At 39.7% G+C, this 14,438-nt stretch carries 12 protein-coding genes and 6 tRNA genes; 16 read left to right on the top strand and 2 right to left on the bottom strand.

What is annotated here, in order from left to right; translation table 11 throughout:
* Position 1: 1 nt before the first annotated feature.
* The 6 genes from AXF18_RS01235 to AXF18_RS01210 all read left to right on the top strand — a co-directional run bounded on the left by AXF18_RS01235 (position 2) and on the right by AXF18_RS01210 (position 540).
* Positions 2-91, top strand: a tRNA-Ser gene (locus tag AXF18_RS01235).
* An 11-nt stretch (positions 92-102) separates the two neighbouring features.
* A tRNA-Met gene (locus AXF18_RS01230) sits at positions 103-176 on the top strand.
* 3 nt (positions 177-179) lie between these two features.
* Positions 180-252 (top strand) — tRNA-Phe (locus tag AXF18_RS01225).
* Between the two features lie 16 nt (positions 253-268).
* Positions 269-339: transfer RNA gene (locus AXF18_RS01220), tRNA-Gly, on the top strand.
* A 33-nt stretch (positions 340-372) separates the two neighbouring features.
* Positions 373-446, top strand: a tRNA-Ile gene (locus AXF18_RS01215).
* A gap of 6 nt (positions 447-452) precedes the next feature.
* Positions 453-540, top strand: a tRNA-Ser gene (locus AXF18_RS01210).
* Positions 541-616: 76 nt separating this feature from the next.
* Here AXF18_RS01210 and birA read toward each other — a convergent pair.
* The gene (birA, locus tag AXF18_RS01205) at positions 617-1,552 is read right to left on the bottom strand and encodes a bifunctional biotin--[acetyl-CoA-carboxylase] ligase/biotin operon repressor BirA (protein WP_065371370.1); all 936 of its coding nucleotides are present in this window, start codon (positions 1,550-1,552) and stop codon (positions 617-619) included.
* Positions 1,549-2,409 carry an AraC family transcriptional regulator gene (locus AXF18_RS01200; protein ID WP_049478407.1) on the bottom strand — a complete coding sequence of 287 codons (861 nt, stop codon included), beginning with the start codon at positions 2,407-2,409 and terminating at the stop codon, positions 1,549-1,551. The genes birA and AXF18_RS01200 overlap by 4 nt, the downstream gene beginning before the upstream one ends.
* Positions 2,410-2,516: 107 nt before the next feature.
* On the opposite strand from AXF18_RS01200, the gene AXF18_RS01195 reads away from it, so the two are divergent.
* The 10 genes from AXF18_RS01195 to AXF18_RS01150 all read left to right on the top strand — a co-directional run bounded on the left by AXF18_RS01195 (position 2,517) and on the right by AXF18_RS01150 (position 14,248).
* On the top strand, positions 2,517-4,679 hold the full coding sequence (locus AXF18_RS01195) for an alpha-galactosidase (protein WP_065371369.1): 2,163 nt from the start codon (positions 2,517-2,519) through the stop codon (positions 4,677-4,679).
* A gap of 34 nt (positions 4,680-4,713) precedes the next feature.
* Positions 4,714-5,964 carry an extracellular solute-binding protein gene (locus tag AXF18_RS01190; RefSeq protein ID WP_065371368.1) on the top strand — a complete coding sequence of 417 codons (1,251 nt, stop codon included), beginning with the start codon at positions 4,714-4,716 and terminating at the stop codon, positions 5,962-5,964.
* Positions 5,965-5,982: 18 nt separating this feature from the next.
* Positions 5,983-6,855, top strand: a complete 873-nt coding sequence (locus AXF18_RS01185) for a carbohydrate ABC transporter permease (RefSeq protein ID WP_033584257.1) — start codon at positions 5,983-5,985, stop codon at positions 6,853-6,855.
* A 16-nt stretch (positions 6,856-6,871) separates the two neighbouring features.
* On the top strand, positions 6,872-7,705 hold the full coding sequence (locus AXF18_RS01180) for a carbohydrate ABC transporter permease (protein WP_000711260.1): 834 nt from the start codon (positions 6,872-6,874) through the stop codon (positions 7,703-7,705).
* A 196-nt stretch (positions 7,706-7,901) separates the two neighbouring features.
* On the top strand, positions 7,902-9,344 hold the full coding sequence (gene gtfA, locus AXF18_RS01175) for a sucrose phosphorylase (RefSeq protein WP_065371367.1): 1,443 nt from the start codon (positions 7,902-7,904) through the stop codon (positions 9,342-9,344).
* 132 nt (positions 9,345-9,476) lie between these two features.
* Positions 9,477-10,670 carry an O-antigen ligase gene (locus AXF18_RS01170; protein WP_065371924.1) on the top strand — a complete coding sequence of 398 codons (1,194 nt, stop codon included), beginning with the start codon at positions 9,477-9,479 and terminating at the stop codon, positions 10,668-10,670.
* 143 nt (positions 10,671-10,813) lie between these two features.
* Positions 10,814-11,251 carry a MarR family winged helix-turn-helix transcriptional regulator gene (locus AXF18_RS01165; protein ID WP_000655228.1) on the top strand — a complete coding sequence of 146 codons (438 nt, stop codon included), beginning with the start codon at positions 10,814-10,816 and terminating at the stop codon, positions 11,249-11,251.
* Positions 11,252-11,254: 3 nt separating this feature from the next.
* The gene (locus AXF18_RS01160; RefSeq protein ID WP_000043866.1) at positions 11,255-12,019 is read left to right on the top strand and encodes a nuclear transport factor 2 family protein; all 765 of its coding nucleotides are present in this window, start codon (positions 11,255-11,257) and stop codon (positions 12,017-12,019) included.
* 14 nt (positions 12,020-12,033) lie between these two features.
* Positions 12,034-12,762: an ABC transporter ATP-binding protein gene (locus AXF18_RS01155; protein ID WP_000575221.1), complete on the top strand. Its 729-nt coding sequence runs from the start codon at positions 12,034-12,036 to the stop codon at positions 12,760-12,762.
* Positions 12,755-14,248 (top strand): ABC transporter permease/substrate-binding protein, encoded by a 1,494-nt coding sequence (locus tag AXF18_RS01150; protein WP_065371366.1) that lies wholly within the window; start codon positions 12,755-12,757, stop codon positions 14,246-14,248. Before AXF18_RS01155 ends, AXF18_RS01150 begins: the two co-directional genes overlap by 8 nt.
* Positions 14,249-14,438 lie beyond the last annotated feature (190 nt).

Here is a 14,438-nt window from a genome sequence, read left to right as displayed (position 1 = left end):
TGGAGGATTACCCAAGTCCGGCTGAAGGGAACGGTCTTGAAAACCGTCAGGCGTGTAAAAGCGTGCGTGGGTTCGAATCCCACATCCTCCTTTTTATATTAACGCGGGATGGAGCAGCTCGGTAGCTCGTCGGGCTCATAACCCGAAGGTCGTAGGTTCAAATCCTGCTCCCGCAATTTGGCTCGGTAGCTCAGTTGGTAGAGCAATGGATTGAAGCTCCATGTGTCGGCGGTTCGATTCCGTCTCGCGCCATATTTTATTTTATTAAGCGGGTGTAGTTTAGTGGTAAAACTACAGCCTTCCAAGCTGTTGTCGCGAGTTCGATTCTCGTCACCCGCTTTGAACGAAAGTTCATACCAAGTTTTTGAACTTGGGCGCGTAGCTCAGGTGGTTAGAGCGCACGCCTGATAAGCGTGAGGTCGGTGGTTCGAGTCCACTCGTGCCCATTAATAGGAGAATTACTCAAGAGGCTGAAGAGGACGGTTTGCTAAATCGTTAGGTCGGGTAACCGGCGCGGGGGTTCGAATCCCCCATTCTCCGTACGTTAAGAGAGCTGTTAGGCTCTTTTTTTGTATGTAAATCCCCCTTCTAAATCATTAAAAGGGGGATTTGTTTATTACCAACCCGTTAGTGATATTTCTCCGCTATTTAGCCAGATAGTATGTTTATCTTCAAATTCGACTTGTAGTTGGCCGGATTCTGAGATTTCTTTTGCAAGACCTTTCTCAAATTTTCCGTCTAGCTGGAAAGTAACTTCTTTTCCAAGAACGATTGATCTTTCTTTATAGATATAAAGTAGCTCATCTGAATCCGTATTGTAGAAACAATTCCATATTTCGCTGATGAGCTCATTACGACTAATTGGTGCAGGTGGCATAAATAGGCTGCCTGCTTTTTCTTTTAGGTCTTCTGGGAAGTCTGCTATAGAAAAATTTATACCAAGTCCGATAATGACGTCTGTAACCAAGCCTGTCTCAACTGATGTCATCGCTTCAGTGAGGATACCTGCTATCTTTTTATTTTTAAAGTAGATGTCATTTACCCATTTGATATCTACTTCTATCATAGTTAGGTTTTTAATGGCTTTGTAGACTGCAGCAGCTACAAGGAGAGTATAGGAAGGGAGTTTTTCATAAGGAAGATTGAGTTGAACATGCAGGGACATATAGATCCCCCCCTGAGATGGAGAATAGTAGCGGCGCTGAAAGCGGCCACGACCTGCTGTTTGACAGGTTGAAAGATAGAGTGTATTTCCTTTGTTTCCAGCTTCAATCCCTTCTTTTGCATCTGTTTGGGTTGATTTGGTCTCAGGTTTGTAGCGAATGGTTAAGTTGGTGTTCTCCTGAATCAAATCAGGCAATATCAGATCGCCTTGAATAAGCTTATAGCCTCTATTTTTGATACTGTCAATTTCTAGGCCTTCTTGTTGAAGACGTTGGATCGCTTTCCATATGGATGTACGGCTTAAATTCAGTTCTTCTCCGATTTTTTCTCCGCTAACATAATCGTTTTCTCTAGCTAATATTTGGTAGACTAGTTGGTGTGATTTCATTGATTTTCCTTTCTAGCTAAGAGGGAGTGAGAGTATTCTTTTCGAGTTTGACTAGGTGTTTTATGAAAAAACTGTTTGTAGGCTTTTGAGAAATGTAGTGGGTCTGAAAAACCTACAGAATATGCAATGACTTTGATCGTTTCATTTGTGTGTTCTAGTAACTGTTGAGCACGGTTCATTCGAACGAAAAGTAAATACTCTTTTGGAGAGAGTTGGTGAAATTCTTTAAACACACTAGTTAAGTAACTTCTATGAACCGATAGCTCTTTTGCTAAATCTTGAATGGTGAGCGATCGTGGATAGTGACTATCAATTAATTGTTTGCAGTCAAGATAGAGCTGGTGAGTTGATGAAATATTCTCTTTTTTCTGATTGGGAGCAATCGTTCCTAGATGAAACATTAGTTCATGGAGTTGTCCCATGATGTGGAGTTGAGCCAATTCATTAGATTTTGTAATCTGAGCAAAGCAGACAATATCTGAGATGAGTTTTGCAGTTGTTTGTGTATGACAGTTATTTGACTGGATGAGGTAGGATTGGTCAGAAATTTGAGATAGAGCAAAGTAGTCAGGTGCCCTCCCTCCAGTGATCCCCAACCAGTAGTAAGCCCAAGGATCCTGGCTATCTGCTTGATAGAATGTTAATTCATCTGGTTTTAGTAAAAAGAAATCTCCTGCCTTTAAATCAACAATTTTCCCCTTATAATGGAATTGACCTTTTCCTTTAGTAATGTAATGTAGTACATAGGTATCTCGAATAGCTGGACCAAAAGAGTAATTAGGCGTGCATTCTTCATAACCGTAGAAGCTAAGAGAAAGATCAATTGTTCCAGTCTGGTATTCTGAAAAAACGAGCATGGGCCACCTCCTACCTAACATTTTACCATACTTTGTAGACATTTCTCTATTTTAGAAAGCGCTTTTATGTGCTAAAATTTTATCAAGAAATAGATGAGGTACAATTTATGGGAGTTCGAATAGAGAATAATCTATTTTACGTTGAGAGTAAAGGTTTAAGTTTGATTATTGAAAATAGGGATGGGTTCTTATTATTAAAACATTTAGGAAAGACTATTAAGAACTATAGAGAGGCTAATAGTGTTTACGAACGCGATCATGCTTTTTCTGGTAATCCCATAGCTACTAATCGAACCTTTAGTTTGGATACGCAACGTCAGATTTTTGGACAACATGGTTTGGGTGACTTTAGAAAACCAACTTTACAGGTTCAACATGATGCAACTGAAGTAACAAACTTTCGATTTGTAGAAGCAAAGATTTTAAAAGGTCAGAATGGTCCACAGGGCTTACCTTCTCCTCACAGCATGGATGATACAGAGACTCTTGTCTTGATTTTAAAAGATCCTCAAGCTAAACTTAGTCTGACTTTGTATTATACAGCTTTTGATAATGATGCGACAATTGCTAGTTATAGCAAATTGGAGAATAATAGTAATCAGGAAGTTGTCATTCATAAGGACTTTTCTTTTATGGCTGATTTTCCCGCTGCAGCTTACGAAATAGTGACTTTACAGGGAGCTTATGCTCGTGAAAAGACTGTCCGACGTCAACAGGTAGAGCAAGGAATCTTTTCGATTAGTTCGAACCGTGGAGCTTCTGGGCATGCTCAAACACCAGCTCTTCTATTATGTGATCGAGGAGTTACAGATGATGCTGGGAATGTGTTTGCTATTCAACTGATGTATAGTGGAAACTTTGAAGCTTTTGTCCAAAAGAATCAATTGAATGAAGTTCGGGTTGCTATTGGGATTAATCCAGAAAATTTTTCTTGGAAGTTAGATCCTGAGGAAGACTTTGAAACACCGGTAGCTTTTGTGACTTATTCAGATAAGGGATTAACTGGTATTAGTCATGAAAGTCAGAATTTTGTACTTAAGCACATTATGCCAAGTAAATTTTCTAAAAAAGAGCGTCCAATTCTAATCAATAACTGGGAAGCTACCTACTTTGACTTTCAGAGAGAAAAACTGTTAGAACTAGCTGATGAAGCTAAGAAAGTTGGAATAGAACTTTTTGTATTAGATGATGGGTGGTTTGGTAATCGCTTTGATGATAATCGTGCTTTAGGTGATTGGGTTGTTAATGAGAAAAAGCTGGGTGGAAGTCTAGAAAGTCTGATTTCAGCGATCCATGAAAGAGGTTTGCAGTTTGGGCTTTGGTTAGAACCGGAGATGATTTCTGTTGATAGCGACTTGTATCGTAAACATCCTGACTGGGCTATTCAGGTTCCAGGTTATGAGCATACCTATTCTCGAAATCAATTAGTACTTAATCTTGCTAATCCTCAGGTAGTAGAATATTTGAAAAATGTCTTAGATGAACTCCTCTCTCATCATGATATTGACTACATCAAATGGGATATGAACCGTAATATTACTAACCTGGGGAATGGTTCAGCCTACTTGGAAACCCAGATGCAGTCTCATCAGTATATGTTGGGGCTTTACGAACTCGTTTCGTATCTGACAGAGAAGCACAACCATATTCTCTTTGAGTCCTGCTCTGGTGGTGGTGGACGAAATGATCTTGGTATGATGCGTTATTTCCCTCAAGTCTGGGCAAGTGATAATACTGATGCTATTGCACGTTTACCAATTCAATACGGCTCATCCTATCTCTATCCAACCATTTCTATGGGGGCTCATGTGTCAGCAGTACCAAATCATCAGATGGGACGAATGACACCATTGGAAACTCGTGGTCACGTGGCAATGATGGGAAATCTGGGTTATGAACTTGATTTGACAAGTTTATCAGATGAAGAGAAGGATGAGATTGCTAATCAGGTGAATTTGTATAAAGAATTGCGACCAGTAGTCCAGTTGGGAAACCAGTATAGGTTAATCAGTCCCGATGCTGAATCCAATGAAGCAGCTGTGCAATTTAACTATGGAAATCAAACGATTGTAACCTACGTCCGAGTCCTATCAGTTGTGGAAACAATGGAAACCACCTTGAAACTGAAAGATTTGGAGGTGGAAGGGCTTTATGAGCTGGAAGGGACAAACATTGTTTACTCGGGTGCAGAGCTCATGTATGCAGGTTTAACTGCTACCTTATCACCAGGAGATTTTTTGAGTAGACAGTATAAATTCAAGAGACTATAATAAAAGCGTATAAATTTATCAAGGAGGCATTCCAATGAAATGGTATAAGAAAGCAGGTTTTCTTTTAGTAGCTGGGGCAAGTTTACTAGGCCTCGTGGCTTGTGGTCAGAACAATCAATCAACTGATGGCAAGGTAACGATTGAGTTTTTTAACCAGAAGACCGAGATGGCAGATACCTTGCAAAAGATAGTGGATGATTTTGAGAAGGAACACCCTAATATTGATGTGAAGCTGACTACAGTACCTTCAGCTGGAATTGTTCTAAAGACTCGTATTTTATCAGGAGATGTTCCAGATATTATTAATATCTATCCTCAAAATATGGATTTTCAGGAGTGGGCGAAGGCAGGCTATTTTGCAGATATGACAGGAAAACCCTATCTTGAGAACATCAAGAATGACTATGCTGAAAAGTATGCGATTAACAATAAAGTTTATAGTGTGCCTTTAACGGCCAACCTTTATGGAATCTATTACAATAAAACGAAGTTTAAAGAATTAGGGCTTGAGGAGCCGAAGACTTTTAAAGAGTTTCAAGAGATTGTCAAAAGGATAAAAGATAGTGGAAATTCTCCGTTTGCGGTTGCAGGCAATGAAGGCTGGACATTAAATGGTTACCACCAACTTTCTCTCATTACTCTTACGGGTAGTGGAGACGCGGCTAATAATTACCTTCGCTTTTCAAAACCAAACGCCATCTCTGCGGATGATGCTATTTTAAAAGCAGATGCAGAACGACTCGATTTATTAGCAGATAATGCTCAAGATGGTTGGCGTGGTGCCTCATATAATGATGCGGTGGTAGCATTTTCGAGTGAAAAAGCCTTGATGATGCCACAAGGATCATGGGCATTAGCTGCAATTAATCAACAGGATCCAAAATTTGAGGTGGGGATGTTCGCCTTCCCTGGAGAAGAAGTAGGAAAAGAAGTCACTGTTGGTGCAGGGGACATGGCATTATCAACTTCAGCTACTACCAAACATCCGAAAGAAACCGAAGAATTTATCAGCTATATGACTAGTCCAAAAGCTATGCAGTCATACTATGATGTAGATGGATCACCAGTTGCGGTGAAAGGCATACAGGAAAAAGAAGATTCAGCGCTTGCAGCTATTTCTAAACTGGCTTTTACGGACAAACATTATGTTTGGTTGGGCCAACGCTGGAACTCTGAAGAAGACTTTTTTAATCTAAGTGCAGGTTACCTGATGGATAAAAATCTGAAAAATATGGCAAACAATCTCAATGCTTTCTTTAATCCAATGAAGGCAGATTTGGACTAGAATAGGAGTTAAGATGATATGGCTATTCGAAAATTTTTAAATAAATACTGGGGTTGGACATTTTTGCTCATCCCGCTTGCTTTACAAGCTATCTTCTTTTACTTTCCAATGGTACAAGGTGCTTTCTATAGTTTGACTAACTGGACTGGATTGACCTATAATTATAAATTTGTTGGTTTAAATAACTACAAATTGCTGATGATTGATGGGAAATTCTTCACAGCCATAGCCTTTACTTTGATTTTAACTCTGGCATTGATTATTGGAGAGATTACGATTGGGATGGTTGTGGCACGAGCCTTAAATTCTAAGATGAAGGGGCAGACCTTCTTTAGAGCTTGGTTCTTTTTCCCGGCTGTTTTGTCTGGTTTGACAGTTTCCTTGATTTTTAAACAATTCTTCAACTATGGTCTTCCAACGATTGGAAAAATTTTAGGAATTAGCTTTTTACAAGAGAGTCTATTGGGGACACCAGTTGGAGCGGTAGTGGCAACTATTTTTGTTCTTCTATGGCAAGGAGTAGCTATGCCAATCATTCTCTTTCTTGCTGGTCTTCAGAGTATTCCAAATGATATTTTAGAGGCAGCATCAATTGATGGTGCAACAAGTAAACAAACCTTTTGGAAGATTGAATTGCCCTATTTACTGCCAACGATCTCAATGGTTTTTATCTTGGCTCTTAAGTCTGGTTTGACAGCCTTTGACCAAATTTTTGCGTTGACGAGTGGTGGTCCAAATAATGCTACAACGTCTCTTGGACTTTTAGTCTACAACTATGCTTTCAAGAGTAATCAATATGGATATGCGAATGCAATTGCCTTGATTTTATTCTTAATTATTGGAATTGTTTCTCTGATCCAAATCAAGCTATCAAAGAAATTTGAAATCTAATAGAGGAGTCCTACACATGAAAAAAGAAGAAAAATTGAATCAGTTTTGGAAATATGTCCTCTTGATAGTCGGTGGTATTTTTATACTTGTTCCTTTGTTGGTAACGGTATTTAGTTCTTTCAAAACAACTAAGGATATCATGAATCATTTCTTTAGTTTGCCCAATCCTTTTACGTTGAGTAATTATGAACGATTGATTTCGGATGGAATTGGAGGCTATTTCTGGAATTCAGCAGTTATTACGGTGTTATCATTGATTGTAGTAGCTTTCTTTATACCAGCTGCAGCTTATTCCATTGCTCGAAATATGTCCAAGAAAAAAGCCTTTGCAATTATGTATTCGCTCCTGATCTTAGGGATATTTGTTCCATTTCAGGTGATTATGATTCCCATCACAGTTATGATGAGTAAACTCGGTCTAGCAAATATGTGGGGGCTAGTAATACTCTACCTAACTTATGCTATTCCACAGACTCTCTTCTTGTATGTTGGTTATATAAAAATCAGTGTACCAGATAGTTTGGATGAAGCTGCGGAAATTGATGGAGCTGATCGTTTTACAATTTATCGTCGAATCATTTTTCCAATGTTGAAGCCCATGCATGCGACAACTTTGATTATCAATGCTCTCTGGTTCTGGAATGACTTTATGTTGCCACTCTTGATTCTGAATAAGGATTCCAAGATGTGGACTTTGCCTCTCTTCCAATACAACTACCAAGGTCAGTACTTCAATGACTATGGCCCAAGTTTTGCATCTTATATTGTGGGAATTGTAACGATAACAATTGTCTACCTCATCTTCCAAAAACATATCATTTCAGGAATGAGTAACGGGGCAGTGAAGTAAGAAAGTGCTTATGGAATCTATAATTCCATACATAGAGGAACGGTTCAGCTTGTTGGCATTTCTATGTAGAAAACAAGAAAGTCGTATTTAGTTGATTGCAGTCTATATTAGTACTGAACAAAAATCTAAAAATATCTTTCATTTACGAAGCCAGGTCATATAAGACTTGGCTTTCATTAGAAAAAGGAGAACATCTATGTCCATTCAAAATAAAACTATGTTGATTACTTACTCAGATAGTCTTGGAAATAACCTTAAAGACTTGTATGAGAATTTGGAAGAACATTTTGGCGATGCTATTGGGGGAGTTCACCTTCTACCATTTTTCCCGTCAACAGGTGATCGCGGATTTGCACCAGTGGACTATGATGAAGTGGATCCAGCGTTTGGTGATTGGGAGGATGTTAAGCGTTTAGGTGAGAAATATTATCTTATGTTTGACTTTATGATTAACCATATTTCTCGTCAATCTAAATATTATAAGGACTATCAAGAAAAACATGAAGCTAGTGAATTTAAAGATCTCTTTTTAAACTGGGACAAGTTTTGGCCGGAAAACCGTCCGACACAAGCTGATGTAGATTTAATTTACAAGCGTAAGGATCGTGCACCAAAGCAAGAGATCGTTTTTGCAGATGGTTCAGTAGAACATTTGTGGAATACCTTTGGTGAGGAGCAGATTGATCTTGATGTGACCAAAGAAGTAACGATGAGCTTCATCCGTAAGACGATTCAACATCTAGCAAGTAACGGGTGTGATTTGATTCGCCTAGATGCTTTTGCTTATGCGGTGAAGAAATTGGATACCAATGATTTCTTTGTGGAACCAGATATTTGGGACTTATTGGATAAGGTCCGGGATATAGGAGCTGAATACGGTGCAGAGCTCTTACCTGAGATTCATGAACACTATTCGATTCAGTTTAAAATAGCGGATCATGATTACTATGTTTACGATTTTGCCCTTCCAATGGTGACCCTTTATACTCTTTACAGTTCCAGAACAGAGCGCTTAGCTAAGTGGTTAAAGATGAGCCCGATGAAGCAATTTACGACACTAGATACCCATGATGGGATTGGAGTGGTAGATGTCAAGGATATCCTGACCGATGAGGAAATTGACTATGCTTCAAATGAGCTCTATAAGGTTGGAGCGAATGTCAAACGTAAGTACTCTAGTGCAGAGTATAACAATCTAGATATCTACCAAATCAATTCAACCTACTATTCTGCACTTGGAGATGATGATGTCAAGTACTTCCTCGCTCGTTTGATTCAAGCTTTTGCGCCAGGCATTCCTCAGGTTTACTATGTGGGTCTATTAGCAGGAAAAAATGACTTGAAATTATTAGAAGAAACCAAAGAAGGTCGAAATATTAATCGTCATTACTATAGCAATGAGGAAATAGCAGAAGAAGTTCAACGTCCTGTGGTGAAGTCCCTTCTCAATCTATTTTCTTTCCGTAATCGGTCAGAGGCCTTTGACCTAGAAGGGACTATTGACATTGAAACACCAACAGCTCACAGCATTGTAATCAAACGTCAAAATAAAGACAAGTCCGTAACAGCAGTAGCAGAAATTGATTTGCAAAGTCAGACCTATCAAGTAGTGGAAAACGGTAGAAACATTCAGTTCTAGTGCCATATTAATGAAAGATTTTTTTTGTGGCGAAAACGTGTTCATTGTTCCCAAATGACGGAAAAAATGGTAGAATATAAAGATAGTTTAGCATTTATCTTCTGGAGAAATCCAGAACAGAAAGGATCCGTTTTGAAATCAATTGGATTACTGGATAAGATAAGAGGGCTTTCGAAAAAAGATTTCTTTTTGTATCTGATGATCATGAGTATCTTTTTACCTTTTTATTTGTTCTTATCACTCTTTGCTTTATATTTGATAGGTTTACTTGTTACTGGGGAGATGAAGGGAATTATCAAAGGATTAGCCAAACATCCTGTACTTCTCTTTTTTATTGTCTACAGTAGTATCATCTCTATCGTCGCCAAGAACTGGCTTGGATTGGTTGCATCTTTACTGATGTTTCTCTTCCTCATTTTCTTTAGCTTCTACCAGAAACGTCTGACACATGCTTTCTTTCGACTGATACTGCAGACAATCTTGTTTGGTAGTGTGCTCTCTGCTGTTTTTGCTACTTTGGAGCATTTCCAAATTGTAAAGAAATTTAACTACGCCTTTCTTTCGCCTAATATGCAGGTATGGCACCAAAACCGTGCAGAGGTGACCTTCTTTAATCCTAACTATTATGGGATTATCTGTTGCTTCTGTATCATGATTGCCTTTTATCTCTTTACAACGACGAAGTTAAGATGGTTGAAAGTCTTTTGCGTGCTAGCAGGTTTTGTGAATCTATTTGGTTTGAATTTTACGCAAAATAGAACAGCCTTTCCTGCCATCATCGCTGGTGCCATCATTTATCTCTTTACAACCATTAAAAACTGGAAGGCCTTTTGGCTTAGTATTGGGGTCTTTGCGATTGGCTTGAGTTTCCTTTTTTCTAGTGATTTGGGAGTTCGGATGGGAACTTTAGATTCTTCTATGGAAGAACGCATTTCTATCTGGGATGCTGGGATGGCCTTGTTTAAGCAAAATCCTTTTTGGGGGGAGGGGCCATTGACCTATATGAATTCTTTCCCGAGAATCCATGCACCTTACCACGAGCACGCTCATAGTCTTTACATCGATACTATTTTGAGTTATGGTTTGATTGGAACCATTCTCCTATCCATTTCTTCGGTGATTCCGGTTCACATGATGATGGATATGAGTCAGGAGTCTGGCAAACGACCAATTATCGGTCTTTATCTCTCCTTCCTTACAGTAGTTGCTGTACATGGAATTTTTGACTTGGCTCTCTTTTGGATTCAGTCAGGATTCATCTTCTTGCTAGTTATGTGCAGTCTACCACTGGAACATCGAACCTTGGTGTCCGAAATGACAGATTAAGTTAATAAATAGTGAAGATCTTCTACTCTAGGTAGGAGGTCTTTTTTGTTGGTGAAAATTATTTCTAAATCGAAATAGTTGACAGATGGAATGAGAGGTGTTACAATAAAAACAATTCGATATAGAAACAAATTGGAGAGATCATGAAAGATAGTCATTTGGTAGCCCATAATATTCGTTTGTTGAATGGGAGGATTTTTCAAAAGTTACTGAGTCAGGATCCTGAAGCTCTTTATCGGAGTGAACAGGGCAAGATTCTCACGGTGTTATGGAATAGTGAGACAGGTTGCGCTACGGCAACAGATATTGCGCTGGCGACGGGACTTGCCAATAATACGCTGACAACCATGATTAAGAAGCTTGAGGAGCAAAACCTGGTCATCATTAGCCCATGTGGAATAGATAAGAGAAAGAAATATGTCAAGTTGACAGAGCAAGGTTGGTCGCAGAAAGAAGTGGGCAATCGTGTCAGTCAAAAATTAGATGCAATTTTTTATAAAGGCTTCTCTGAAGAAGAAATCCGTCAGTTTGAAAGCTATCAGGAACGCATCTTAGAAAATTTAAAAGAAAAAGAGGCATAAATCATGTCAAAACAAGTGAAAAATGCTCACAACCTATACATTCATGCTATTCAAGATGGACGAGTTGCTGAGGCTCAAGCTCAGTCCGTAGGAGATACCTACATTCAACACTCGACAGGTGTGCCAGATGGGAAAGAAGGGTTTGCGGCTTTCTTTGCAAATTTCTTTGAGCGCTATCCCGAGCGTGAGATGAAAATTGTTCGCACTATTGAAGACGGCAATCTAGTCTTCGTCCATGTTCATCAATATCTCAATGGTGGGGAAGCTCAATGGGTGACGACAGATACTTTCCGTGCGGATGAGAATGGTCGTATCGTGGAGCATTGGGATGTGATTGACTACTATCGAACGCCTGAAAATGACCAATTAGACCAGATTTTTGGAGATTTTGAGATCAAGGATTTGGACAAGACAGCAGAAAATAAAAAGTTAGTCCGTCGTTTCTTGACAGAAATCTTTCAAAACGGCGAACTAGAGCAGTGGAGTGATTATGTGGCAGAAGATTTGATTCAGCATAATCATGAGATTGGACAAGGAAGTCAGGCCTATAAAAATTATGTGGCTGAACATGGTGTTACTTTCGACTTTGTTTTCCAGCTTTTGGGACAAGGAAATTATGTGGTCAGCTATGGGCAGACTCAGATTGATGGGGTTGCCTATGCCCAGTATGATATCTTCCGTTTGGAGAATGGCTTGATTGTGGAGCATTGGGATAATAAGGAAGCCATGCCTAAGGTAGAAGACTTGACTAATCGAGGAAAATTTTAAATTGAGGACAAAGAATGATTGAATACAAAAATGTAGCGCTACGCTACACAGAAAAAGATGTTTTGAGAGATGTCAATTTACGGATTGAGAATGGGGAATTCATGGTTTTAGTGGGTCCTTCTGGATCTGGTAAGACGACCATGATCAAGATCATTAACCGTCTTTTGGAACCGACTGATGGAAATATTTACATGGATGGCAAGCGCATCAAAGACTATGATGAGCGGGAGCTTCGTCTTTCTACTGGTTATGTTTTACAGGCCATTGCTCTTTTTCCCAATCTAACGGTTGCGGAAAATATTGCCCTCATTCCGGAGATGAAGGGGTGGAGTAAGGAAGAAATAGCGACGAAAACAGAAGAGCTTTTGGCTAAGGTTGGTTTACCAGTAGCTGACTATGGGAATCGACTTCCTAGTGAATTATCTGGTGGGGAACAGCAACGGGTCGGGATTGTCCGTGCCATGATTGGTCAGCCTAAGATTCTCCTCATGGATGAGCCTTTTTCAGCCTTGGATGCTATTTCGAGAAAACAGCTACAGGTTCTGACGAAAGAATTGCATAAAGAGTTTGGTATGACAACGATTTTTGTGACCCATGATACGGATGAAGCTTTGAAATTAGGTGACCGTATTGCTGTCTTGCAGGATGGAGAGATTCGTCAGGTGGCGAATCCTGAGACGATATTAAAGGCTCCTGCAACAGACTTTGTAGCAGACTTGTTTGGAGGTAGTGTTCATGACTAATTTGATATCAACTTTTCAGGAGCGTTTTGGTGATTGGGTAACAGCTCTATCTCAACATTTGCAGTTGTCGCTTTTGACCTTATTACTAGCTATTTTTATTGCTATTCCCTTGGCTGTTTATCTTCGCTATCATGAGAAGTTGGCGGACTGGGTCTTGCAGATTGCAGGAATTTTCCAGACTATCCCGTCTCTGGCCTTGTTGGGACTCTTTATCCCCTTGATGGGAATTGGAACCTTGCCTGCTTTGACAGCACTAGTGATTTATGCGATTTTCCCGATTTTGCAAAATACCATCACTGGACTAAAGGGGATTGATCCAAGTCTACAAGAGGCTGGGATTGCCTTTGGGATGACCAGGTGGGAGCGTCTCAAGAAGTTTGAAATTCCACTTGCCATGCCTGTCATAATGTCTGGTATTCGGACGGCAGCGGTCTTGATTATTGGTACGGCAACACTGGGTTCCTTTATCCTTTTGGGAATTGACCGCAATAATACCAGTCTGATTTTGATTGGGGCCCTTTCTTCTGCAGTGCTGGCCATTGCCTTTAACTTCCTACTAAAAGTGATGGAAAAAGCAAAATTGAGAACGATTTTCTCTGGTTTTGCCTTGGTGACCATATTACTCGGTCTGTCTTATAGTCCAGCCCTCTTAGCTCAAAAAGAGAAAGAAAACTTGGTGATTGCTGGGAAATTGGGACCAGAACCCGAAATTTTGGCTAATATGTATAAGTTGCTGATTGAAGAAAATACCAGTATGACTGCGACTGTTAAACCGAATTTTGGGAAAACTAGCTTCCTCTATGAAGCTCTGAAAAAAGGGGATATTGATATCTATCCTGAATTTACCGGTACGGTGACTGAAAGTTTGCTTCAGCCCTCACCGAAAGTGAGTCATGAGCCAGATCAGGTTTATCAAGTGGCGCGTGATGGCATTGCCAAACAGGATCATCTGGCCTATCTAAAACCTATGTCTTATCAAAACACCTACGCTGTAGCCGTTCCGAAAAAGATTGCTCAAGAATATGGCTTGAAAACCATTTCGGACTTGAAAAAAGTGGAAGGACAGTTGAAGGCCGGTTTTACTCTCGAATTTAATGACCGTGAGGATGGAAATAAGGGCTTGCAATCAATGTATGGTCTCAATCTCAACGTAGCGACCATGGAGCCAGCTCTTCGCTATCAGGCAATTCAGTCAGGCGATATTCAAATCACAGATGCCTATTCGACAGATGCAGAGTTGGCACGTTATGATTTACAGGTCTTGGAGGATGACAAGCAACTCTTCCCGCCTTATCAAGGGGCACCACTCATGAAAGAAGCTCTTCTCAAGAAACATCCTGAGTTGGAGACAGTTCTCAATAAATTGGCTGGTAAAATCACGGAAAGCCAGATGAGCCAGCTCAACTACCAAGTCGGTGTTGAAGGCAAGTCAGCAGAACAAGTAGCCAAGGAGTTTTTACAAGAACAAGGTTTGTTGAAGAAATAGTTTGAAAATGTCAAACTCAACTTGCTTAAACGACCATATAGAAAAATGCTCAGACAATCTTGTCTGGGCTTTTTTGATATTAGAGTTACTGAATGTCTTTCAAAATGGAAAATAAGAGGAAATTTTCAGGATTTTCTAAAATTTTACTGTAAATACACTTGACTATTCACAAAATAGGTGTATAATGTGT

Origin of the sequence: Streptococcus sp. oral taxon 064 (genome assembly GCF_001683375.1) — a bacterium.
GTDB lineage: Bacteria > Bacillota > Bacilli > Lactobacillales > Streptococcaceae > Streptococcus > Streptococcus oralis_S.
This window is presented reverse-complemented; position numbering and strand designations above follow the sequence as displayed.